The 20,304-nt window shown below is 61.9% G+C and carries 27 protein-coding genes; all 27 read right to left on the bottom strand.

Translation table 11 applies throughout. The annotated features are described in order from the left end of the window. On the bottom strand, positions 1–852 hold an 852-nt coding region (locus HMPREF0178_RS22210), incomplete at its 3' end, for a hypothetical protein (protein ID WP_009369063.1). A 41-nt stretch (positions 853–893) separates the two neighbouring features. Then, positions 894–1,586, bottom strand: coding sequence for a DUF2612 domain-containing protein (locus HMPREF0178_RS18215; RefSeq protein WP_009369064.1), 693 nt, complete (start codon positions 1,584–1,586; stop codon positions 894–896). After that, on the bottom strand, positions 1,583–2,740 hold the full coding sequence (locus HMPREF0178_RS18220; protein WP_009369065.1) for a baseplate J/gp47 family protein: 1,158 nt from the start codon (positions 2,738–2,740) through the stop codon (positions 1,583–1,585). Before HMPREF0178_RS18220 ends, HMPREF0178_RS18215 begins: the two co-directional genes overlap by 4 nt. Continuing rightward, positions 2,740–3,093, bottom strand: coding sequence for a hypothetical protein (locus tag HMPREF0178_RS18225; RefSeq protein ID WP_009369066.1), 354 nt, complete (start codon positions 3,091–3,093; stop codon positions 2,740–2,742). Before HMPREF0178_RS18225 ends, HMPREF0178_RS18220 begins: the two co-directional genes overlap by 1 nt. Beyond that, positions 3,071–3,244 (bottom strand): anaerobic ribonucleoside-triphosphate reductase, encoded by a 174-nt coding sequence (nrdD, locus tag HMPREF0178_RS18230; RefSeq protein WP_009369067.1) that lies wholly within the window; start codon positions 3,242–3,244, stop codon positions 3,071–3,073. The genes HMPREF0178_RS18225 and nrdD overlap by 23 nt, the downstream gene beginning before the upstream one ends. Then, positions 3,241–3,975, bottom strand: a complete 735-nt coding sequence (locus HMPREF0178_RS18235) for a Gp138 family membrane-puncturing spike protein (protein ID WP_009369068.1) — start codon at positions 3,973–3,975, stop codon at positions 3,241–3,243. Before HMPREF0178_RS18235 ends, nrdD begins: the two co-directional genes overlap by 4 nt. Further along, positions 3,972–4,913, bottom strand: coding sequence for a hypothetical protein (locus HMPREF0178_RS18240; RefSeq protein WP_009369069.1), 942 nt, complete (start codon positions 4,911–4,913; stop codon positions 3,972–3,974). Before HMPREF0178_RS18240 ends, HMPREF0178_RS18235 begins: the two co-directional genes overlap by 4 nt. Then, entirely contained in the window at positions 4,903–5,211 is a 309-nt protein-coding gene (locus HMPREF0178_RS18245) for a hypothetical protein (RefSeq protein WP_009369070.1), read from the bottom strand. The genes HMPREF0178_RS18240 and HMPREF0178_RS18245 overlap by 11 nt, the downstream gene beginning before the upstream one ends. Then, on the bottom strand, positions 5,211–5,747 hold the full coding sequence (locus HMPREF0178_RS18250) for a phage baseplate protein (RefSeq protein ID WP_009369071.1): 537 nt from the start codon (positions 5,745–5,747) through the stop codon (positions 5,211–5,213). Before HMPREF0178_RS18250 ends, HMPREF0178_RS18245 begins: the two co-directional genes overlap by 1 nt. After that, positions 5,744–7,747 (bottom strand): hypothetical protein, encoded by a 2,004-nt coding sequence (locus HMPREF0178_RS18255; RefSeq protein WP_009369072.1) that lies wholly within the window; start codon positions 7,745–7,747, stop codon positions 5,744–5,746. The genes HMPREF0178_RS18250 and HMPREF0178_RS18255 overlap by 4 nt, the downstream gene beginning before the upstream one ends. After that, positions 7,747–7,899 carry a hypothetical protein gene (locus HMPREF0178_RS22215; protein WP_009369073.1) on the bottom strand — a complete coding sequence of 51 codons (153 nt, stop codon included), beginning with the start codon at positions 7,897–7,899 and terminating at the stop codon, positions 7,747–7,749. The genes HMPREF0178_RS18255 and HMPREF0178_RS22215 overlap by 1 nt, the downstream gene beginning before the upstream one ends. A 26-nt stretch (positions 7,900–7,925) precedes the next feature. Then, a complete protein-coding gene (locus HMPREF0178_RS18260; RefSeq protein WP_009369074.1) occupies positions 7,926–8,375 on the bottom strand; it encodes a phage tail assembly chaperone in 450 nt (149 codons plus the stop codon). Between the two features lie 3 nt (positions 8,376–8,378). Then, positions 8,379–8,822 (bottom strand): phage protein, encoded by a 444-nt coding sequence (locus tag HMPREF0178_RS18265; protein WP_009369075.1) that lies wholly within the window; start codon positions 8,820–8,822, stop codon positions 8,379–8,381. A gap of 11 nt (positions 8,823–8,833) precedes the next feature. Continuing rightward, positions 8,834–10,318 (bottom strand): DUF3383 domain-containing protein, encoded by a 1,485-nt coding sequence (locus HMPREF0178_RS18270; RefSeq protein ID WP_009369076.1) that lies wholly within the window; start codon positions 10,316–10,318, stop codon positions 8,834–8,836. Positions 10,319–10,328: 10 nt separating this feature from the next. Beyond that, positions 10,329–10,925, bottom strand: a complete 597-nt coding sequence (locus HMPREF0178_RS18275) for a hypothetical protein (RefSeq protein ID WP_009369077.1) — start codon at positions 10,923–10,925, stop codon at positions 10,329–10,331. Further along, the gene (locus tag HMPREF0178_RS18280) at positions 10,925–11,290 is read right to left on the bottom strand and encodes a hypothetical protein (protein ID WP_009369078.1); all 366 of its coding nucleotides are present in this window, start codon (positions 11,288–11,290) and stop codon (positions 10,925–10,927) included. Before HMPREF0178_RS18280 ends, HMPREF0178_RS18275 begins: the two co-directional genes overlap by 1 nt. A 3-nt stretch (positions 11,291–11,293) precedes the next feature. Next, a complete protein-coding gene (locus tag HMPREF0178_RS18285; protein ID WP_009369079.1) occupies positions 11,294–11,884 on the bottom strand; it encodes a hypothetical protein in 591 nt (196 codons plus the stop codon). Beyond that, positions 11,881–12,285 (bottom strand): DUF4054 domain-containing protein, encoded by a 405-nt coding sequence (locus tag HMPREF0178_RS18290; protein ID WP_009369080.1) that lies wholly within the window; start codon positions 12,283–12,285, stop codon positions 11,881–11,883. The genes HMPREF0178_RS18285 and HMPREF0178_RS18290 overlap by 4 nt, the downstream gene beginning before the upstream one ends. Continuing rightward, complete coding sequence (locus tag HMPREF0178_RS18295; protein WP_009369081.1) at positions 12,282–12,536, bottom strand: hypothetical protein; 255 nt, start codon at positions 12,534–12,536, stop codon at positions 12,282–12,284. Before HMPREF0178_RS18295 ends, HMPREF0178_RS18290 begins: the two co-directional genes overlap by 4 nt. A 10-nt stretch (positions 12,537–12,546) precedes the next feature. Continuing rightward, entirely contained in the window at positions 12,547–13,491 is a 945-nt protein-coding gene (locus HMPREF0178_RS18300; protein WP_009369082.1) for a DUF2184 domain-containing protein, read from the bottom strand. Between the two features lie 9 nt (positions 13,492–13,500). Beyond that, positions 13,501–13,977, bottom strand: coding sequence for a hypothetical protein (locus HMPREF0178_RS18305; RefSeq protein WP_009369083.1), 477 nt, complete (start codon positions 13,975–13,977; stop codon positions 13,501–13,503). Between the two features lies 1 nt (position 13,978). After that, positions 13,979–15,301, bottom strand: a complete 1,323-nt coding sequence (locus HMPREF0178_RS18310; RefSeq protein ID WP_009369084.1) for a DUF2213 domain-containing protein — start codon at positions 15,299–15,301, stop codon at positions 13,979–13,981. Between the two features lie 145 nt (positions 15,302–15,446). Then, entirely contained in the window at positions 15,447–15,656 is a 210-nt protein-coding gene (locus HMPREF0178_RS18315) for a hypothetical protein (protein WP_009369085.1), read from the bottom strand. Further along, positions 15,649–16,935, bottom strand: coding sequence for a phage minor head protein (locus HMPREF0178_RS21210; RefSeq protein ID WP_009369086.1), 1,287 nt, complete (start codon positions 16,933–16,935; stop codon positions 15,649–15,651). Before HMPREF0178_RS21210 ends, HMPREF0178_RS18315 begins: the two co-directional genes overlap by 8 nt. Then, a complete protein-coding gene (locus tag HMPREF0178_RS18325) occupies positions 16,928–18,316 on the bottom strand; it encodes a DUF1073 domain-containing protein (RefSeq protein WP_009369087.1) in 1,389 nt (462 codons plus the stop codon). Before HMPREF0178_RS18325 ends, HMPREF0178_RS21210 begins: the two co-directional genes overlap by 8 nt. 33 nt (positions 18,317–18,349) lie before the next feature. After that, positions 18,350–19,801: a phage terminase large subunit gene (gene terL / locus HMPREF0178_RS18330; RefSeq protein WP_009369088.1), complete on the bottom strand. Its 1,452-nt coding sequence runs from the start codon at positions 19,799–19,801 to the stop codon at positions 18,350–18,352. Then, positions 19,752–20,303: a phage protein Gp27 family protein gene (locus tag HMPREF0178_RS20665; RefSeq protein WP_009369089.1), complete on the bottom strand. Its 552-nt coding sequence runs from the start codon at positions 20,301–20,303 to the stop codon at positions 19,752–19,754. Before HMPREF0178_RS20665 ends, terL begins: the two co-directional genes overlap by 50 nt. Position 20,304: the final 1 nt, after the last annotated feature.

The raw sequence follows: 20,304 nt of genomic DNA on the forward strand, positions 1-20,304 counted from the left end.
ACACACGGGGAGCGCGACATTGACCGGGCGGTTTTCTTCGGCTGTCGGGACCACACGAGACGACTCAAAAGACAGACCTCCTGACGCTTCTGTTTCATATGTTATAAGTGTCAGAGGACCGATCAGTGTATGCCAAGAAAAAGCGCCCTCGGCTTGTGCGCCAATCTGATTTGTCGAAAGATATGGAGCGTTCGCTGAGATATTACGTGCAGCATCTCCCTGCGCCGAGCCCGCCTCCCGGCCCGCCCCCTGCCCCCAAGCTCGGAAAAACTGTTCGCCACACGAAGGAAGGTATAATCCCAGTCCGTTAGGATGTTTTCTGAACTTCCCGAGGTTGGCGGCGATCTGCTCGCTGGTGGCGTTTGCTTCGAGAAGCATTCCCTCGAAGCCGCCAGCGAGGTAAACCTCTTCAAATTCTGGACGATCTTCAAAAAGTATGAGGTCGCCATTCACCCATGCGTAGTCCGGGGGGAGCACCGTAGAGCGGTGGTAACGGGGGGCTCCAATCCAGCTTTTACGGATTGCTTCAAGTGTCGCCAGCGTTTTTGACAGAGGGTCCGTGACGCCGGAGACGAGGCTCATGATCGCCGCCTGCAATCCGGATTCGACGGCGTCGAGGTTTCCGTCGTCTTTGACGCCGCCGTCGTACCGGTTGGCGATGAACTGCGCGAGCCCGGCGGCCATATGCGACGTCTGCCTGAGCACCGTGTTGACAAGCTCGAGCCGGGCGATTCCCGGCTGGTTTCCGCGCAGGCGCTGCATGTCGGCGGTGTAGTCGGCGAGGCTCAGAATTTCACTCAGTTCAACGGTCGCCTGTGGGGCGAAAGGCAATATTTCATTGATAACGGGCATGTCGTCCTCCTGTGAGTCCAACATGCCCGCGCCAGCTTTTTTTATCTCCCCTGACGGTGATCAGGGTGAAAAGGCAGGATTTTTTCAGGCCATGCCCCTCTTGCCCATCCTGCGAGCCCTTCGGAATCGCAGTTCCAGGCGAAAAGGGGAGCGCCGCTGTTCGATACGGCATAGTACGAGATACGGACGCCTTCGGGCTTCAGGTCGATATAGCGCTGGAGGATGAGTTGGCGCATGACGTTGTCGAGCCGGACTCCGGTTATGCCGAGGATCATGCTCATGTCCTGATTGTCTTGAATGACGACGACACTCCCGATATCCGCGAAAGCCGTTCTCCAAACTTCATACGCCCCGGGGATGGTTCCATCCCAACGGTTCGCGCCGATCTTCGCTTTCAGGACGGTTCGGTACGCGTCGTCGGAAAGCCGCACCATGCCGCGATCCGGGTCATACTTCCCTTTCCAGTAGCCTTCGTTCCATCCAAGCCCTTCGACGCCCCACGAGAAATAGACATTCTCAAGGGGAATGGCCACATAGCGGCTTCTTCCGATCCATTCTCCCGCGCGATCAAGATGTACGCCGGTGGCCGTGTCGATGTCGTGCAGGGTCCGCATCCTTTCGAGCATGGCCTGCATTTCGACGAACGGCCCGGCCAGTCCGGCGACGACGGCCTCGAACTTCGGACGGTGCCGGTGCTCGGAAGTGATCAAGGCAAGGTAGTCGTCCGCGCTCATGTAGCAATCACCTCGATGTCTTCCACCGTGCAGGAGACTACGGCGTTGAACGCCACGGCGATATTTTCGGCGGCGAGCACTCCCGGGCTCGTACCTATCTCGATGGATTCGACGTAAAAGGTTTCTGCGGCGACTGCGTTTATAGGGGTATACAGGCGGCTCACGTACAGCTTTTCGCCGATGCCGAGCGTATTGATGTACGCGGCGAGGTTCTTGCGGATGGTATCGCCTGTGGATGAAAGATAGCCGGAAAGCGCCCTGAGCGTGACCCGCGCATAGACTGGCATGTCCGTCGCACGGAAAAACCGGATTTGCGAAGGTTCGCCGTATTCGTCGCGCACGGAGACAGTCGTCGTGCCGTAGGTGCCGCAGCCGGGTGTCTTTTTTGCGAAAATGGCCTCGGCGATCTGAGCCGTGTCGCCGCCTTCAGCAACAACGGCGATACTGTGCGCCGGGATACCGCGCTCGTCCGTTTCGTTCGTGTCGTTTTCATATCCAGCACTGCGCGTCACGCCGGAAAGCCGGGCTACGGCCCCCTTGGTCGCTTCAAGCGGCGTCTGTGACGGGATGGCCGTACTGATGGCCTGACGTCCGCGCAGTTCCGAATCCTTCTCCACGGGAGCACCCGCCGTTGCGGCCGCCGGATTGTTTACGGTCTGCCAGCCCCGCATCGGCGTGGCGATTTTGGTGATTTCCCCGGCGGCGGCCCGGATGTCTCCCATGACTTCGGCCGTGGCCGTGACCGTAATTTCGCCTTCGGCGGGAATGACGACCCGAGCGGGCAAAAGCCATTTTTGCCCGGCCACGTCCTCGGCCTTGCCGCCGGTGACGATGGTGCCGACCTGCCCGACGATGCGTAGATCAACGGTCGAATAACTGGCCGTCTTGCGCCTTATGCCGTTTATCTTGACTACGCTTGAGAGCCCCACGCCTTGCGCGGTTGACGGCGAAAAGGCGTTGTATACGTCACCGCAAAGCGCATAGGTGTCGTGCATCATTGAAGCGAACGCGGCGCAGAGCTGTCCGTCCTGACTGTCCGCTTCAATATAGAGATCGTCTCCGTAGATGTCGTGCATGATGCCTTTGACATGGTCGAGGACGGTAGGGTAATCGGGCAGATGGATTCCCGTGTCGTCAATATAGGTGAGCGCCATCACAATACCTCCTGAACAACGGCTTCCCCGTAAACGGTTTCGATGGTCGCGTTTACGGTAAGGCGTCTTGCTTCTCCGTCATAAACGGTCTCGAACGCGGCAAGCCCCGTCACGCCTTCGGTGTCAAGGATACGCTCGCGAAGCGCCGGGCCGTATGTTTGCGCCGTGTGCTTGCCGAAGACTGCCTGAACGTAGGGCGTGCCTTCCGTAACGTCGAGAAACCATTCGCCGGAAAAAAGGCGTAGCCGCGTGGCGACGGCCTGAGCGACGGCTTCCGGAGTGTTATGGTGAAAGTCCGCTTGCCCGTGGCCGAACATGAAATCCCCGGAATCATCGAGCTTGCGGTACCTCATTGCGTACCCCTTTCATGTTGATATGCGTTACGCGATCCCGGACTTCAGCGGCCTTGGCGTCGTTGAAGCGATCGACCGAGCCGACGAGATAGCCGGTGATCCGGCGGATGCGTTCAAACCGGACGCCTTCGCCTACAAGCTTGCCGTTCATTGCGGGCCTCCCGTGGTCCCCCCGCTGTCGCCGGGGTGCGTATGGCTGTTGAGGCTGATGTTCGAGGCCGTGACGTCTCCGGTTGCGTTGAGCGATCCGTCGAGCATGGCCGTGGTCGCGCCGCCGGACTGCGACTGCATGGAGAGCAGCCCCTTGATGATGATCTGAGGGGCGTCGAGCGTGATGGAGCCTTCGCTCTTCAACGTGACGGATGTCGGCCCGACGGCATTGACATCTCCGCCCGGGGTCATTTCGATGAACGTTTTGCCGTCGTCGGACCTGATCTGCACGTTTTCGGAATCGACTGCGGGGGACAGCCTGCGCGCCTGGCTGCGGACGCCGACGAGCGCGAAGCCGTCCGAAAGGTCGTGCATCCGGGGCTCCATCGGTTCGCCTATTCCGCCCGACTGCCACCACGCATCGATGCAGCGGGAAGCGAACACCACAAGGCACTCGTCCCCGGAGGCGACGGGGAAGGTCAACGTAAAACCCCCGCCGCCAGGAAAGACCACGGGGACGTCGGGCAGAAGGGGCATGTTTACGGAAGACGTCTTGCCCGTTTCGTCCGTCACCCGCCCGGCTACGGCGGGCTGTACGGTAACGGTCATGGCCACCGGATCAAAGGATTGGACGATACCGGGGAGCGCCGTCCAGATCTCGGCCTGGCGTCCGTCGAGAGCCGCGCGCTGGGACTCCACGGGATCGTCTTGTCGTTCGCGTCTGTCGATCATAGCTGGTCCAAAGGAAGATGCATGGTGTCGTCGATCCCGATGCAGACAAGATCGGCGTACCAGTCGTTGCCGCGCGTGTCGCCCGTGAATTCGCACTTGATGATGCGGTACAGGCCGTCATTGTCGAGCTTCGGTTTTCCGTAAAGGTTCGCGTTCATTTTGAGTTCCGTCTTCATTTCCTTCACGCTCGCGTTGTCGAGCTTGATGCGGCCGCCGATGCGGAGCCGGGGATTGAGCAGGCAACGGACTTTAATGCCGTCGTTCGTCTGCTCCGGCGCGCCGACAAGCCCGGTTTCAGCCGTCAGCACCACGGCCTCGCCGGGAAGATATCCCCTGACGGGAACCATCTGCACCTTGCCGTCCTGGATGCTCCACGACGTGCCGGTCTGCTTCGCGGTGTCGCGCATGTATTTGCGCGCCATGCCGTACATGACCTTGCCGCGCGGGAGCGCCGGGCCTGCCATGTCCGGGATATACCCGGTATCCGCGCCCTTTCCCGAGAAAGCCTTCTGGCACGCCCCGACGTGTTCGGCGGACGTGGAACCCGCCGCGAGCGTCGTATTGACCACCGCGTAGTTATAAGCCGCGTCGCCGTCGGCGGCGAGGATGGACGTGCAAACGTCCGTCCCGTTCTCGCGGAAGCGCCGGACCTGTCTGATCGTCCCGTCGAAGATGACCGCGCAGTTGTCCTGATAGCCCGCCTGAAGCACGACGCGGGTAAATTCCTTCCTGATCTTGCTGCTCGTGACTTCGGACAGGTTGTAAACATTGATTTCGGCGCTGTTCGGGGTTTCGACGTCGCCCTTCGTCGTCTTGAAGACGATCCGCAGATCCCCGAGCTCCAGTCCGTCCCTCCCCTTGCCGACGAGAAGGGAGCACTTCCGGAGCCACTGGCGGCCGGATTCCTTCTCTTCCTTGTTTGATGCACTAGTCGTCATCGTCCACCTCGAAAAGCAGGGTTACGTCTTCCCCCAGGTTGTCCAACGTCGGCGGCACGTCTCCGGAGACGGCGAGCTTGCCGCCGATACCGAGATACCCGTACTGCTCCAGAAGATCGCACCCGGCCACCAGCGGGATGCCCGCTATGACGGGCTCGTCCTCAACCGTCGCCAGATCGAGGAGCCACCCGCCCTCGGGGGCGTCGAACCAGCGGACGGTGAGCCGGTATTCCTTGCCGCCAAGCGCGATGATGAAGCTCTGCGGTTCGGGTTCCAAAGGAATGGTATAAACGGCCATTATCCGATCCCCGCCTTGAGTATGGATTGGCGTTTCGCCTGCTTTTGCCCCTTGTTCGCCGTCCCGCCGGTCTTTCCCGCGTTTCTGTGTCTGGAGCGGGGAGGGACGGAAACCGTCTGCGTCTTGACAATGATGACTTCGCGGCAATCCGCCGTGACGACGAGCGCGTTTTCGGAATCGGCGTCCGTCAGCACGGAGAGCGTTTCGATAAGCATATTGCGGTACTTGCGCTTTCCGGTGATGATGTCGAACGGCTCGCGGGCCTTCTGGAGTGTTTGCAGCGCCTCATACACGGAAACCCCCGCCTTTTCTCCGGCAATGGAACCGGAACCGTCCGAAACGCCCGCGCGGATGGTGACTGACGCAGGCTTCATGAACGCGTGATCGCTGATGTTTGCGCCGTGCTCGACGGGGTGCTCGGTGATCTCAAGCGTATCTTCGTGCTGCTCTTCGACGACCACGTCGAACGTGACGCCCCCGATACTGCGTTGGGGGCGCAGCGTTGCGGGCTCCTCTGATTGCGACAGCCAGTTCATCGGGCTGCCCCTTGCGCGTGACGGACGAGATCCGCGTTGACGTTCGTTTGCTGCCTGGCGACGTTCTTCGCCGTTTCGGCGGGAGACTGCGCGCCGTTGACGGTGATCTCGGTTTTGGCGTCGATCTTCATGCTCCGGTTGTTCGTCGTCATGTTGGCGCGTTGTGCGGCGGTCGGAACGATGGCCGGACCGGAAGGAGGCATATAGGGATTTCGGTATGCCGGTTCCACTGCCGCCCGGTATTCAGGAACCCCGTTTGCGGACGCCGGGACAGCCTTCTCGGGGGTGCCGCTTTTTTCGTCGCCTTCCGTTTTCCATCCTATCTTTTCAAGCACCCAATCCGGGAGCATGTCCACAAGCCCGCCGAGCTTTTCCTTGACCCATCCGATCGCGCGACCGAAAGCCCCTTTGATCGCTTCGCCAGCGCTTTCGGCCCATTTGCCGAAATCGGGGAAGGTTTCGGCGACCTTGCCCCACAGCGAGGAAAATATCCCGAGGATGGCGTTGCCCAGCGCGGAAAAGATGTTCCACAGCGTTTCCTGAAAGTTCGTAAACAGTCCGAGCGCGGCATCAACGGCTCCGGAGAAGTCGCCGGTAAAGACGGCGACCACAAAGTCCCGCAGCAACCCGAACTGTTGCAGGAGCCCCTGAAGCATGGCTTCGGCTGCCGCCGTAAGGTTTGGAAACTTGGCGGAAATGGCGTCCCATGCGTTGCCGAAGGTCTCTTTGATGGTTGCCCATGCATCAACGAAGAACGCCTTGACCGCGTCCCAATTATCTATGATGAGCGTCGCGACGGTAACGGCCACGGCGAGCAGGAGCATGAACGGGTTGGCTGAAAGCGCCGCCGTAAATACGGAAAAGGCTTTCTTCATGCCGCCAATTCCGGCAATGACCATGCCGATCGCGCCCCGAATGCCCATGAATACGCCGATCCCCTTGGCGACGCTCATAAGGAGATCCTGATGTTCCGTAATGAACGTGCCGATCGCCCCAGCCGCGCGTTGCAGCCAGTCGACGCATGTTTTGATGGTATCGGCCCACGGCCCCCAATCGAAATAACTTTCCCCGCCTTCCATGTATGTCAGGTAGTCGTCGACAAGGGCGACGATACCGGCGAGCCCGGTAATGAGCATACCGAGCGGCGTGGTCAGGAAGGCGAGGTTCAGCATCTTCCACGCCGCAATGAGCAACCCCACGCCGATAACAAGTTTTTTTTGCCCATCGTCAAGACTGTCGAACCAGCCGACGAGCTGTCCCGCCCATTTGATGATGCGGTAGACGAACGCGCCGATCGCCCCGGCTACGCGCATGACGAAACCGATCACGATTTGCAGGATGCGCTGGATCTTCCCGAAGTTCTCCATGATGACCCGGCGCAGGTTTTCGATGTCGCGCCGGATCTTGCCGATGAAGGCGAGCCCCACGGCCTTGGCCAGCATCCCGGAAAGCGTCTTCAGCTTGGCAAGCTCGTTCAAAAAGCCCTTCGACTCTTCGGCGGCGGCCTTCGCATCCGTCCCGGCCACGGCGTACATGGCCCGGAATTCCTCCCGGAGCCCGGCCACGTCGTCCGTCATCATGGGAATGAGCGTCGGATCGATGCCAAGCCGTTGCGCGTAGAGTTTTCTTTGCAGCTCGGACATGCCCCGCATACGGTCGGAAACCAGATCGAAGGCGGCGGCCGTGTCTTTGATGCGGGGATTCTTCGAGGCGATGGATTCGAGCGCGGCCGTGAGCTTGTCGGCGCTTGAGCCCGTCTGTTCGGCGACATACCGCAGTTCCTCAAGGCGTTCCGAAGAAGTGCCGAGCTTGTCGGCCTGCGCGGCGATGTCGGCTTCGGCTTTGGCGATGCCCACAAGCGACGCGAAGACGCCGCCCGCGAGCACGGAAACGGACGCGCCGAAGGCGGCCACTTTCGTGAGCGCGGACTTAAGCGACTTTTCGTCGGCCTGGAAGCCCACCGAGGCGAAAAACTCGGCAATTCTCGCGGCACCCGCCATTATCTGCGCTCCCTTTCCTTTGCAGTCATATACCTATGTTCGTTCTCGTCCTGCACGTCGAGCGCCTCGTTCATGAGGGCGACGTCCTCAAGGGTGAGGACGCCGTCTTTAAGGCTCTCAAACCGGCATACCCCCCGGATGACCGGCCGCATGATCCAGTCCTCGCCGGTGGGAAGGCTTACCCATTCGACGGCGACGTCGGCCCCTTGGCGGACAAAGCCGAGCCGAGGTCTCCGAAAAAACCGGAAAGATTCCCCTTGAGCACGTTCCAGACGATGCCGATGAGCGTCGACAGATCGAACGGGAACATGACGACGCCCTTGACGCGTACCGGAGCGAACCCGCCGTCGGGCTGCTTCAGCTCGGTCACGTCAAGGCAGGCGTTGACGACGTACTCGAAATCGGCGTCGGGCAGAGACGCGAGGACGGATGCGATCGGGCCGAGATGGAAGTCGGAAAGCTGCACGTCTTCGGTTTTCCCTCCCTCCATGAGTCTTTTGACGGCCTTGTCGTCAAGCATGTCTTTTGCCGCGTCGACGAGCGGCGTGAGCCGCCGCACGACATGGAATTGCTTTATGGCGGGCATGAGCCCGGCGCTGAACGTTTTGTCCTTAATGGTGAACTGCATCGCTTACGCTCCGAGAAGGGCGGAGATCGTCCCCGCGTGAAAGGTCCATTCCATGATGCCGCCGGAGCCATCGTAGGTTTTCGAGGCGTTTTTCGCAAAGGCGACCTTCTGACAGGTGATTGTGTCGCCCCGGGCCACGTCGCGGATAGTGATCGTGTTTTGGCCGTGGCGGGAACTCGACGTCGTCTGATAGTTGTAGAGCGCCTGCAACGCGGCGTTGATGGTCGACGTCTTCAAAAGGCGCACCGTCACCGTGCCGGAACGATCCCCTTTCAGGCTGTGCATGACGGAGCCGTCGGCCCCTACGGTCATGATGTTCTTGTCGCCCGTGGGCTCGATGGTGATGCCTTCCTCACTGTTCCCGGATTCGTCCCCGGCAAGGGGGAAGTTGCCGCCGGGGCCGGAAATGGCTGCCTGCACGTCAAGAAAACTGTAGGTGTATCCCATTGTTTTTCCCCTTATCTATTGACGTCGATCTGTACATCGACGAAGTGGACGGCCCCGGCGAGCTTCGCGGCGATCTGGATGACCGGGAGCTTGCGCTGTTCCCGCTCGGACTGCGGCTGATCGGCTATGGGGGACACGTACACGTAGTAGCCCTTCTCGAGGTAGTCGCCGCGCTCAAGGAGCCCGAAGCCGTCGGCGTTCCACGTGCCGGGTGCGATGAGCCCGTTGTTTACGGCCTCTTCAAGGCACGCCTCGATGCACGCGATAACCTGGTTCGCCCCGGATTCCGTCTGTGGGATCTTGGTTTTCGACTGGTAAAGCAGGTTCCAGACTTCCGTCTGCACGGCGTTTTGCAGCCAGTCGAGCCCGTGGATTTCGTCAAAGTAGGCGCTGCCCGCCATGACGCCTTCCTGAAAGATCGCCGTGTCGTTGTCATAGGCCGCGAACACGTTGCAGCGCTTGCTCTCAAGCGCCGTCGCCTGCGTTTCCGTGAGCCCTTCGGCCGTGATGCCGGGGAGCTGCTTAAATTTCAGGGTGATCGTCGAGCGGTTGGCGTTGAAGTTGACGGTAAACGCCCGGCCGAGCGCGGAGACGATCGCGTAGGGATTTTGGCTGTAGGCGACGATGGTACGCGTGTAGCCCAGCGTCTTGGCCTTGCTCGCGACGTCGTTCGCATAAGTGGCGTCGAGCGCCCGCGTGTCCGTATCCGTTACGCCGTAGATGCGGGATTTCGATGCCGCCTGGACGTATGCGGCGACGTCCAGATGATCGTCCACGGTCAGGGCCTCGTCGGCGAAGACGCAGCCGTACCAGTCCCCGGACTTGTCGGCGAGCGCCATGACGGCTTCCTTGGCCGTTTCGCCGTCGACGCCGTCGACGGGCGGAAGCCCGGTCGATTCAGTCATGCGGAGCTTTCGGGAAATGTCCGTGCCGGGCGGGCTGCCCAGAGGGGACACGTAGCCGATTTTCGCGGCCGTCCCCTTCGCCGTGGTGGTCATGACGAAGCGTTCGCCCGTCCAGACGCAGGATGCTCCGGCACTCGCCAGCGCCGTACTGATCACGCCCGCCACGCCGTTCAGGTTCGTTTCCCCGGAGAAGTCGAGCCCCGTGATTTCCTTGCTCGCCCCGCCGACGGAAACGGCGAAGGTTCCGCCCGTGATTCCCGTCCACTCCGAAGGTTCGGCCTCGTCGTCGGGAAGGACCGCGCCCTTGAGCACGGCCGGAGTAGCTGTTTTCGCCCACCTTCCGATCCTGAGCTGCGAGGGGCGCGGGGATTGGGAGAAGAACAGTTCCGCCGCCTTGTATTCGGGAGTCGACACGCCGAAGTCGGCGGCCACGCCGTCGATCCCGGTATAGGCCCGGATGCGTTCCTCCATGTCGATCACGTCGGACGCGCCGACGATGAGCAGGACGCCGAAGTTCCGGCGGCCCGCAGCCAGGGGTTGCAGGTTGATCGTGACCTTGACGACACGATCGACGCTGAGCGCTTTCGCCATGACGGTTCTCCTATCTGTTTACGCGAAAGCCGGTTTCCGCCTCTTTCGCGTGCCTGATGTTTACGGTGCCCTCGGACGGGGATTCGGCGGGGATTTCAACGGTGCCGAAGCTCTTTTTCGGAGCGCGGCGGAAGGTCAGCGTCATGTCGGCGCGGGGCCTCCAGCCGAAGGCGACAAGTTCCGGCATCGTCGTGACGTTCCCGCCGCGTACGAAGGCCACGCCTTCCCGGAAGAGCGCCTCCCGGTTCTGCGAAACCTGAAGCGCGGCCTTGAGCCTGACGGCCATGTCCTCGGCGTCCGGCCCGAAAAAGCTCGTCAGTACTTCGATGGTCTCGTGCGTCATGACGCGGCCGGTTCCTTCCCCGTCCGGCGTTTCGAGGTGCAGTACCTGCGCTTTCGGGCTTTCCCGGCTCATGATCGCAAACGAAAGCCATGTTTCGGCCTTTTTCGGGATGTTGTCGGGTTCCGCTTTCCATTTCGTACGCACGTTGATCCGCTTGATCCCCGTGCAGCCGGAAAAGACCGTCCGCAGGAGCTCCTCAAGCTCATGGCGCGTCATGCCCTGTTCGGGAACAAGGTAGCCGCCGGTGGCGCTGGTGTTGGCCATTACTCAAGCTCCCGCTGCGCGAGCGCCTTCACGAACTCGCAGCCGAGATGTCCCCACGGCTCGACGCTGGCCACCAGATAGGCCGCGCCGTCTTTCGTGCGGGTTATCCGGTCCGGTCGCGCCGTGTCCCGGCCGCCCGTGCGCAGGGGGAAAGCCGTATGGATGGACACGGTCTCTTTGTCCCGATCCTCTTCGGGAAGGCGCTCAAGTTCTTTCGGCGTCGCCGGCTGGATGGAACCCACGGCGTCGTGCCGGCTTTCGATGGTCCTGTAGTCGTCCCCGAAAACCACGGCTTCCCGCCTTGTCACCGTAAACGGCTCGACGAAGTCGGGATCGGAGAGCATGTCCGAGAAGTCGATGTCCATGTGCTACCCCAGTATTTTTGTGCCGTCGCCGCCCGCCGACTTGTCGCGGATGACGTAGGTGTGGGCTTTTTGCAGTTGCCGCGTATCCATAAGCGGGTTGATCTTCCCCGACTCCCTGCGCGACTTTTCCCTGAGCGGACGTCCTTTCCTATCGGTAAGGACGTCTCCCGTATCGCTTTTTCTAAGCGGCTTCGCGTCAAGCGTGCCGTCAGCGAGCGGCGGCCAGTCGTTGTCGGTAAACGTCGCCCGGACGGCGTTCTGTCCGAGAAGGCCCGCCTTTTCGAGCCCGGCGCGGACAGCCGACGCGTCCCCGTGGAGCGCCCTTGATGCGGCATTCTCCAAGGCGTCGGCGATGTCCGCCTGCGCTTTCTTCACTCCCGGCACGAGGTGGGGCCGGGGCGGGATGCGCCCGTCCTCGGTCCCGAACTCGTGAATGTAGGAAAGCTCGGCGTTGTTCAGCCCGTCGCCTTCCTCCCGTCCAGATTCGTCAGCCGGGACACCGATGAGGACGTCCTGACGGGTAAGCGCCTTCATAGCCTTTCGGATGCCGGAAAGGTTGCTCATGGTCTGCCGGATCGAGAGCGTGGGGATCATACGTGCGCGGCCCCCGCGCCGATGATCATGGCGAGCTGCCACCACTGTTTGCCGTAAACGGTATCGTTCCAATGTCCGGCGTTTACGTTGGCGCTTCCGGACGCGGCCGCGCCTCCCCGGCTTTCGGACTTTGAGACGGAGCCCACGGTTTTCGTCTGGCTCGTCACCGGCCCGGCGGCCGCGTCCATGCCTCCCGTGCCGTCCGCCGCCTTCATGGCGGCGGCTTCGAGCGTCAGGTGGTGCGCGGCGTACAGGCAGACGCCTTCCTCGTAGAGGTCTTCCCACTTCTCCTCCGACATGGCCTTCCCGGCGAGCGAGAGGTAGAACGCCACCCGCCCGTCTGAAAACAGCGCTTCGGTGAACTGCGGGAAGGAATCCCGGAATCCGGCGACGCTGATCATGCCTTGCCCTTCTTTTTCGTTGCGGGGGCTTCGGGTGCGGGCGTGATCTCCGGATCTTCTTCCGAAAAGGGCGTTTCTTCGACGCCGTCGGGTCGGGTGAAGGCGACGCGGTACCGGCCTTCGGCAAGCCATGCCTTCATGGCCCAATGCTCCGCCGTGGTGTCGTCGACGGAGTGCGCGCCTTTGCCGAATTCCCGCACGCCGTCGGACGTACGCAGCCGAAACGGTTTGTCCACGTAAATGCGTTTCATGTCCGCGCTCCTACAGGATGCCGTCGGCATAGCCCACGGTTTCGGGGTAGACGAACTCGACTTCTCCGAGCTTTCCGTAATAGGTGGTGAGCTGGTAGATACCCCGGTATTCAAGCGGCGTACGCGTGAGCGGCACCATCGGAAACCGGACGTACATGGGGTCTTTCGTGTACGCGACCATGCGGCCGGAGCTCGACGCACCGACGGCGGAAAGCCATTTGACAGGGTTGATCTCAAGCGGACGCCCGTTGATCTGAAGGGCAAGGCATTCTTCCCGGACATACTGAAGGATCGACTTGCTGCCCGCAGTTGTGACGGGCTTGACGAGCTTCGCCATCGCCGCAGGGGGGACGAGCAGGTGCGTCGGGCAGACGGCATAGCCCGACTGTTTCCAGACGGCGTCGATGAGGCCGTTGATGTCATCGAGGATCATTTCCGGCGTGGCTGAGGCGTCGCTCCATTTCGTAGTGACGTTTTCAGGCGTGACGGCATCGCTGTTGACGAGGCCGGGAACGCCGAGATCGGCGTCGCCGACGTATACCATCTCGTCGGTGTCCATCTGGAACTTCAGTTTGATGCCTTCATACTTCTGCGTATCGATGGGCCGCCCGACCTGTTGCGCGGCGGCAAGCTCGGGCAGGGAGTAGCCGAGTTCCATCCCCCACAGGTGCAGGGCGAGCGAGACTTTGTTGATGTCGAGCGCGATCCCGGCGATCGCCGTGGCATTGCCGCCGATCCAGTTTTTGCCCTTGGGATTGGGGTTGCCGCTGGCCGCGTAGTTGGACAGGGTGAACGAACTCGATTCGTCGGCGATGGTGACGTCTTCGCGCAGATCGATGTCGCGCCCCCATGTGACGGAGGAAAGCGGGGCGTGGAGCGTTTTGTCGAGCCGTTCGAGCTCGCCGACGAGGAACGCGCCCGAGGAGTCGATAGTACGGCGGTCAAAAGTAAACATGATGAGCTCCTAGATGTTGTAGGCGATTTCGGTGTTGCCGTCGGCGTCGGCCGGTCCCATGAATGTGCAGCCCGATACGGCCACGGTTTTGCCCGTATCGTCGGCGGCTTCGATGTCCCCGACGGCCTTGCCCGTGTCGGCGGTGACGCGGGCGTAGACCTGCCCGCCGCGCACGGCCGTGCCTCTTGCGAGCTTGACGGTCATGTAGCCGGAACGGAGCACGTCGCACAGACTCCCCGCCGGGGCGCTGGCCGCTCCGAAGCCGACGGCGTCGGACTGCTTGGGATACGGGCGGACGGCGAGGCCGTAGATGACGGCTGCGGTGTCGGATGCCGCAAGGGGTTCGAGCTTCCCGGAAACGAGCTTGACGAACGCGCCGTACGGAATCGCTTTTGAGCCCACGAGGCTCGATTCGATGGTCGCGCCTTCCTTGCGGCTGACGTCGCCGGGGATGCCTGCGGGCATACGGGTGAGATAGGCGGACATGTTAACCTCTCTTGTAAAAATCGCGGTTGGCTTTGTTGATGTCGGCCGGGGAGACGGTTTTGCCGAAGTCGCGTACGCTCGCCCTGGTGAGCGCGTCGGCCGTGCGGCGGTTGGCGCGGTTCGCGGCCACTTCGGAAGCCGCGATGAAGGCGGCGTCAAGCGTCATGCAGTCGCAACGCTCGAGATCAGTGCCGCGCAGGCAGGCGTCGACGATGCGGGAAATGCCCTTGTCACGGCAGGCGTCACGCAGGGCGATGCGCTTGACGGTGCAAGCCTTGTCCGTCATCCGGAAGGCGTGCCCCGGGGCGAGCGTCGCGGCCCGGCGCAGCGTGTCCGCGTCTGCGGTCCGGCGGCGTATGGCGCGATCGGTTGTTCTTGCGGGATCGTCCTCGTCGCTCGTGCCGTCCGGCTCGTTGTCGCCCGTGTTTACGGTCTCGTCGTCATTGGTCTCGGTGGTGTCTTCATCCTCGGTACTCTTGGGATCGTCCTCATCAGACGTGCTCTTGCCCTCGACGAGCGTCCGCAGAAGCATCAGCACCTCGTCGAGCTTTTCCGCAACGGGATCGCCTTCATCCGTGGCGGTAGTGGCCTTGGGATCGTCCTCGTCCTTGGCCTGACATTCCTCGTCCTGCGCCTTCAGCTCTTCTTCGGCGTCCCGCATCGCCTTTCTCACCTTGGGGTTGCCCATGATGCGGTCCCACCAGCTCGGTTTCTTTGCCATTGTCCCCTTCCTGTCGTTGATGCGGCACCGTGCCCCGCAACGCCCGTGAGGGACGAGCGCGACGTGGTTGCCGCGGATGTCGGTTTGCCGTCCCATGCCGGGACGGACGGCCTCGTTTCTCGCGTCATACCCGCACGACAGTTCCCGGAGCCCTTCTTTGCGGATGAGCCGGATCGCTTCGGCGTCCGTCACCAGAATGTCCGCGATGAGCAGATCGTCGTCGATCCCTTCCCCCCGGCGCACGTTCTGTACGTGGCCGACGGCGAGTTCCTTCCAATTGTCCGGATTCACATCTTCGTCGGGGTGGTCGATAACGAGCGGCTTGCCCTCGAAAGAAGCCATAGCTTCGGAGTCGAAGACTTCGTCCTCGTCGCGGAGCATGACCACGACGTCGGAGAACCCCTCTACGTCGTCGGCGACTTCGTCCGCAGCGTAGGGCTGCGGACCCGTCCGCGCGATGGCGACGCCGGGGCAGAGAAGAAACCCTTCGGGGGTTTCGAACATGTGTTCGGAAAGACGGGATTGTGTGTGGTAGCGCATGAGCCGACACTGGCACGCCGGACGCAAAAAAAGCACCCCGATGTTGATCAGGGTGCTTTTCATTCGTCGCGGGACAGGAAGGAAGAGCCCGATATGCCCGTTAAGGTGTTTACAGGCCGTTTACAAGACGCGAAAGGCAAAAACGTGAATACCGGGAAGGACGGAAGAAAAAAAGGCCGTAAAAAACGAAAAGGGGAGAAATCCCGTTTTACCCGCCGTAGGGCTCCACGATGTCGGCCGGGATGCCGATACTGAACTCCTCGCCGCCGTAGTCGAATTCCATTTCATAGCCGGGAGGGGACTTGTAGACGTCAAGGACGACGCAAGAGGTTCCGGCGGGGATGAGTATCACCTCTCCGTCCCTCCTGCGCATCTCAAAGTCCCGCGTAAGCCGGGCTCCGGTGAACGCCTCAAGCATGATATTTCTCCATATTTTTGATGTACGCTATGCTTTTTTTGTCCAGATAGCAATTGGAGAGGCGGGGAACGGTGGAGAGCCTCCCGTCCTCCAGGCGGTCGTATATCCAGGCCGTCAGTACGTTCGCGACCTTCCCGTTGTTGCCCTTCATGGGCACGTACACGCTGAAGCGCTCCCCCCACTTGTCCGTATCCATCCGTTCGGCGGGGAGGTGCCGTATGCCTTCCATAGCCAGCCGTTCGATCGTTTGGGCATCATCCGGTCCAAAACCCAGGAACTTCCGGAAGGCTTCCGCCTTCGCCTTTCCCTTCGGGCTGGTGACGTCGAGCGAATATTTCGTCAGCTTTTGTGAAATGAATTTTGCTTTCCCTATATTATAAAGAGGTTCACCCGGCACATGCCGCACCACTTCCGGCCAGGCTTCGCCGCCTTCCGGCGTGTGGTGCTCCCACGCGGTCATAAGTCGCTGCTCGCCCGCCGCCTTTTCCTCTTCCTGCGTCGGGAGCGGTTGGTTGTAGGACGTCCCGTCGCCGCGCGGAATGACCGGCTCGGGGTAGCAGCGATCGTTCGGGAACTCCCCGGCGTGCCCGGTCATGCCGTCGAGCGTGGGCGGCGAGTCCCAGCGGACGAACTTTCCCTCCATCATTCGATGCGAATCGCGTACTGCCCCGTCCCTCGCCGTGCGCCAGATGTACCCTTCGGAACCGACGGACTCCGCACGGGCGCGCGTGAGCGCGGTTCCCGCCTTGGAGACTTCGGTGGCGGCTATGGTGCGGGCGCGCGATTTCGAGACTTCGCCCACGCGCTCGATCCGTTTGGCCAGATCTTCGGCGCGCATCCCCGTGGCCATGCTTTCTTGCACGAGTTTCGCCACGTCGTCGGCGGAATGGGTCACGATGCTTTTGATGAGCCTGACGTTTTCGGCGATGCGGTCCTGCACCGCGTACCCGACGCCGGGCGAAGCAAGAAGAATGCGCATGTCGATCCCCGCCCGTGCCGCCTCGCGCAGAAACGAATCGCGGTTTTTCCGATCGACCGTGGCCAGCATGGTCGCGGCCGACTGCGCGGCCCACGGCCCGATGAGCTCGGCGTACTCGCGCAGGGCCTTTTCCGCCTGTTCGGGCTTTGTCGTTGCCAGCGTCGTTCTGACGCGCTCCGCGACCGATCGGAGCTTCCGCTCATACGCCCGTTCCGCCGCGCGGGAGGCGACGAAGGCCGAGGCCGCGTCCCGGATTTTCAGGCGATCCGTAAACGCCCACGGCATCGCCCACTCAGCCATTATCGCCTCCCGTCGGCGCGAACATGTCAATACCCTCGGGAAGAGGCGGGGCCTGGTCTTCCTTTTCGGCTTGCGCGATGTCCTCGTCCGTGATGCTCACAAAACGCCCGGAAGCGCGCCCGGCGTTCCTGAGCTCCGTCAGCGCCATTTTTCTTGTAAGCACACCGGCGGTATGGAGCCCCGCGACGTTTTGGGCGTCGGCCGTGGCGATGGTCGCCTTGTCGGTTTCGGACGGCTGCCACAGCGGGCGGAACTCAAAGGCGAAATCGTCCGGGAGCGCCTCGCCCCAGAGTGAGCGCGCGAGCACACGGAAGACGGTATCGTAGGCGGGACGGAGATCGTCGTCCTGAAGCGTGCTCACCGTGTCGTAATACGTCCGCAGATCGGCCTCGCCCGTTGAAAAGCCTTTCGGCGACTGTCCGAGCAAACGGACCAGAGGAATGCCCGTTGCCCCGGCGATCTGCTCCATAAACGCCTGCATGGCGTCGTAGATGCCCGCAAAGCTCCAGCCGTGCGTGGTGAAGGTATCGTTCTTGTCGAGCAATGTGATCCCCTCGTTCGTCTGGACCTGGCGGATCATCTGGAATTGCTTGAGAAGCCCGGCCTCGGCGCGGCCTCCCTGTTGCAGGATTTGCCGCAGCCCGTCAACGCCGACCACGCGCAGAAAGCTCTTGTAGAGCATGTTCGCTGTGCCGTGGGTCGCTGAATCGAGCGCGACGAGGCGATCATAGAGCTTGTCCACGACGCTCCCGCCCCACCACTGCTCGGATTGTCGCTGCTGCCACGGGAGTTCCGCCCCGATGAAGCGGATCGCCCGGCTGTGGTGGATGGTCTCGCCCGTCAAAACGTCCAGATTGATGCGGTACGATTCGGGATACCCGAGCATCGGCCCGATATCGTCTATCTTCCCGTCGGACGGCGTGACCTGGTGGCGGTCGAGGACGTACAGCCCCTTAAACCCTCCCTGCGGGACGGCCTCGAGATCGAGCGGCTCGGAAAGCTCCTGCCCGTCGATGAGTATGACGGCGAGCGCTCCGCCGTAGAGACGTGACCACTTGATCGCGTCCGAGAACCTCCCGGGAATGCCCGCGCTGCGTACGGCCCGCATGAGCTCGTCGATCTTGTCCGGTTCCATCTGGGAACGGATCTCGATGCCGCCCCGGATCATGTCTTCGGCGACCACGTTGACCACGCGGTCCACAATCCAGCTCGTGCGGTACATGTCCTCGAGCTCGGTGTTGCTGCGCGTGACATAGCCTTCCGCGACATAGCCGCTTTTGGCGAGCTGGTTGTCCTGTCCCATGCCGAGACGGGCGGTAAAGCTTGCGAACCCGTCCCGAAACTGTTTACGGGTGCCCCGCAAAGGGTGTTTTTTCGTCATCGGACGCCTCGTGATTCGTCGGTTAAGAAAACATCAGTCATCGGCCAGGGCCTCCCATACGGCGAGTCCGTGGCTTCTCAAGTACCTGAGCGCCTGCGTCATGGCGTCCACCTGGTCGTCATGCGCCCCGGCCGGAAACGCGACGAGCTCTTCCACAAAATCCCGCGTCCATACGGCGTCGTCTTCCGGAATCCACACGTTCCCCCCGGCCCACAGCGGCGTCACTGCGTAGGCGCGGGCGACCTTCGAGCCGTCCGGCAAAACCGGAATCAACCCCGGCACCTCCCCGCGCAGGGCGTCGAGCACCGCCGGGCCGTTCGCCTTGTCTTCGATGAGCACCGCCGTCACCTGCGGCCATTGAGCGAGCATGGCCAGCACGGCCGCTTTCGAGGCCGTGAACCCCATGCGCCTGCGGACCTGATCGAGCAGGTAGTAATTGGGGCCGAACCGTCCCCAGACTTGCCCGACGACATAGTCGGAGCCGTCCGTATCCTTGAAGGTCATGTCCCATGAAGCAATCACCTCTTCGAAATACGGCGGATACGTCGACGCGTCCCATCGCCGTATCCACTCTTCCTGAAAGATGTTCCCGCCCTCGGCGATCGGCGTCTGCTGATACAGCGCACTCCATTGTCCCGGCGAGAGCAGGGCCTTGACTTCAAGGAGCTTTTCGAGCGGGTGCAGCTCCGGCACGAGGGCCTTGCCGTCTTCGTCGATGGCCGGAAACTTCAGCACGCGGGCGCGGGGGTTCTTCTTCGCCACCGTCGCCGCCAGATCGTCCACGGCCCAGCTTGTGGCCATGATGATCTGGCCGGACAGTTTGGACAGCCTTGTCAGAAAGACGGTGTTGTACCAGCCTTCGATCGTCTTTTTGACCACGGCGCTGCGGGCTTCGGATTCGTTCTTGATCGGGTCGTCGATGATGCCGATATCCACGGACTTGCCCGTCAGCGGCCCGCCGACGCCGGTACAGACGTAATAGCCCGCCGTCCCCGGGATATCGAACCGATCCGAGTTTCTGAGCGCCTGATTCTCCATACTGACGACGCGTTTGGGGTTCAGCCAGACGTCCGGAAACACGGCCTTGTAGCTGTCGTCCAGCATGATGCGCTGGACGTCGCGGTTCATGTCGCGGGCAAGGTCCGACGCGTACGAACAGGCCGCTATCCGCAAAAAAGGGAAACGCCCGAAGGCATAGGCCGGAAACCGCCGGGAGACGAGCTCGCTTTTCCCGTGCTGAGGCGGGGCCTGAAGGATGAGGATCGGGCGTTTCCCCGCCCGCACGTCCTCAAGAAAAAGGTCGAGCGCCTCGCAGACCGCGCGGGAAAAACGGTTGTGGCAATAATCGCGCTTGGTGAAGGAAACGAACGCCGCCATGTTCCGCCGGGCAAGCTCTGCCTCAAGGACGCGCCGATTCCGCTCGACGAGCAGCGCGTCAAGTTCCGCGTCTGGCAAGTTCGGCGATACGCCTTTCAAGTTCCGCATCGGACAGCTCCTTCAGCTCCTGCGCCGTGCCGAGTTTCCGGACGCGGTCGCGCATTTCCGCCTCGACTTCCCGCCGGGCCTGCTCCCTTGCCTTGGCCATCATCTCAATGTCCGTCTTGCTGGCCCGCCCGAGCGACTCCAGCGCGCCGGAAAGAATGGCGACCTGCTTCACGTCGAGCTTCTCGTTCCGGGTGATTTCGCGGGTCAATCTCGAGATGAGGGCCTGCATCATCTCGATGTTGGCGCGCATGGCCTTGGGATCCGAGTCCTTCCCGAACTCCTTGACCAGCACTTCGGCGACCTGGCGGCTTTCGCGCACGGACGCGATCACCTCGTCGTAGGACTGCTTGTAGCGTCCGAGCGCCGAGCGCGACACGTCGGAAACGCCGAGTTCGCGGAGCTTGGCAAGGATCTCGTTGAGCGTACGCCCGCGCTCGAAAAGCCCGTTGATCTCGGAGACGATGCGCGGATCAAGGCGGCGGATGGAAGACGCACGCACCATG

Source organism: Bilophila sp. 4_1_30 (assembly GCF_000224655.1).
GTDB lineage: Bacteria > Desulfobacterota > Desulfovibrionia > Desulfovibrionales > Desulfovibrionaceae > Bilophila > Bilophila wadsworthia.

Bases quoted from the DNA above. Each gene is read 5' to 3' on its own strand.
- HMPREF0178_RS18215 (WP_009369064.1), bottom strand. From the start codon at position 1,586: ATGAGCGCGGACGACTACCTTGCCTTGATCACTTCCGAGCACCGGCAC.
- HMPREF0178_RS18220 (WP_009369065.1), bottom strand. From the start codon at position 2,740: ATGGCGCTCACCTATATTGACGACACGGGAATCCATCTGCCCGATTAC.
- HMPREF0178_RS18225 (WP_009369066.1), bottom strand. From the start codon at position 3,093: ATGAGGTACCGCAAGCTCGATGATTCCGGGGATTTCATGTTCGGCCAC.
- nrdD (WP_009369067.1), bottom strand. From the start codon at position 3,244: ATGAACGGCAAGCTTGTAGGCGAAGGCGTCCGGTTTGAACGCATCCGC.
- HMPREF0178_RS18235 (WP_009369068.1), bottom strand. From the start codon at position 3,975: ATGATCGACAGACGCGAACGACAAGACGATCCCGTGGAGTCCCAGCGC.
- HMPREF0178_RS18240 (WP_009369069.1), bottom strand. From the start codon at position 4,913: ATGACGACTAGTGCATCAAACAAGGAAGAGAAGGAATCCGGCCGCCAG.
- HMPREF0178_RS18245 (WP_009369070.1), bottom strand. From the start codon at position 5,211: ATGGCCGTTTATACCATTCCTTTGGAACCCGAACCGCAGAGCTTCATC.
- HMPREF0178_RS18250 (WP_009369071.1), bottom strand. From the start codon at position 5,747: ATGAACTGGCTGTCGCAATCAGAGGAGCCCGCAACGCTGCGCCCCCAA.
- HMPREF0178_RS18255 (WP_009369072.1), bottom strand. From the start codon at position 7,747: ATGGCGGGTGCCGCGAGAATTGCCGAGTTTTTCGCCTCGGTGGGCTTC.
- HMPREF0178_RS22215 (WP_009369073.1), bottom strand. From the start codon at position 7,899: ATGCGGCCGGTCATCCGGGGGGTATGCCGGTTTGAGAGCCTTAAAGAC.
- HMPREF0178_RS18260 (WP_009369074.1), bottom strand. From the start codon at position 8,375: ATGCAGTTCACCATTAAGGACAAAACGTTCAGCGCCGGGCTCATGCCC.
- HMPREF0178_RS18265 (WP_009369075.1), bottom strand. From the start codon at position 8,822: ATGGGATACACCTACAGTTTTCTTGACGTGCAGGCAGCCATTTCCGGC.
- HMPREF0178_RS18270 (WP_009369076.1), bottom strand. From the start codon at position 10,318: ATGGCGAAAGCGCTCAGCGTCGATCGTGTCGTCAAGGTCACGATCAAC.
- HMPREF0178_RS18275 (WP_009369077.1), bottom strand. From the start codon at position 10,925: ATGGCCAACACCAGCGCCACCGGCGGCTACCTTGTTCCCGAACAGGGC.
- HMPREF0178_RS18280 (WP_009369078.1), bottom strand. From the start codon at position 11,290: ATGGACATCGACTTCTCGGACATGCTCTCCGATCCCGACTTCGTCGAG.
- HMPREF0178_RS18285 (WP_009369079.1), bottom strand. From the start codon at position 11,884: ATGATCCCCACGCTCTCGATCCGGCAGACCATGAGCAACCTTTCCGGC.
- HMPREF0178_RS18290 (WP_009369080.1), bottom strand. From the start codon at position 12,285: ATGATCAGCGTCGCCGGATTCCGGGATTCCTTCCCGCAGTTCACCGAA.
- HMPREF0178_RS18295 (WP_009369081.1), bottom strand. From the start codon at position 12,536: ATGAAACGCATTTACGTGGACAAACCGTTTCGGCTGCGTACGTCCGAC.
- HMPREF0178_RS18300 (WP_009369082.1), bottom strand. From the start codon at position 13,491: ATGTTTACTTTTGACCGCCGTACTATCGACTCCTCGGGCGCGTTCCTC.
- HMPREF0178_RS18305 (WP_009369083.1), bottom strand. From the start codon at position 13,977: ATGTCCGCCTATCTCACCCGTATGCCCGCAGGCATCCCCGGCGACGTC.
- HMPREF0178_RS18310 (WP_009369084.1), bottom strand. From the start codon at position 15,301: ATGAAAAGCACCCTGATCAACATCGGGGTGCTTTTTTTGCGTCCGGCG.
- HMPREF0178_RS18315 (WP_009369085.1), bottom strand. From the start codon at position 15,656: ATGCTTGAGGCGTTCACCGGAGCCCGGCTTACGCGGGACTTTGAGATG.
- HMPREF0178_RS21210 (WP_009369086.1), bottom strand. From the start codon at position 16,935: ATGGCTGAGTGGGCGATGCCGTGGGCGTTTACGGATCGCCTGAAAATC.
- HMPREF0178_RS18325 (WP_009369087.1), bottom strand. From the start codon at position 18,316: ATGACGAAAAAACACCCTTTGCGGGGCACCCGTAAACAGTTTCGGGAC.
- terL (WP_009369088.1), bottom strand. From the start codon at position 19,801: ATGCGGAACTTGAAAGGCGTATCGCCGAACTTGCCAGACGCGGAACTT.
- HMPREF0178_RS20665 (WP_009369089.1), bottom strand. From the start codon at position 20,303: ATGGTGCGTGCGTCTTCCATCCGCCGCCTTGATCCGCGCATCGTCTCC.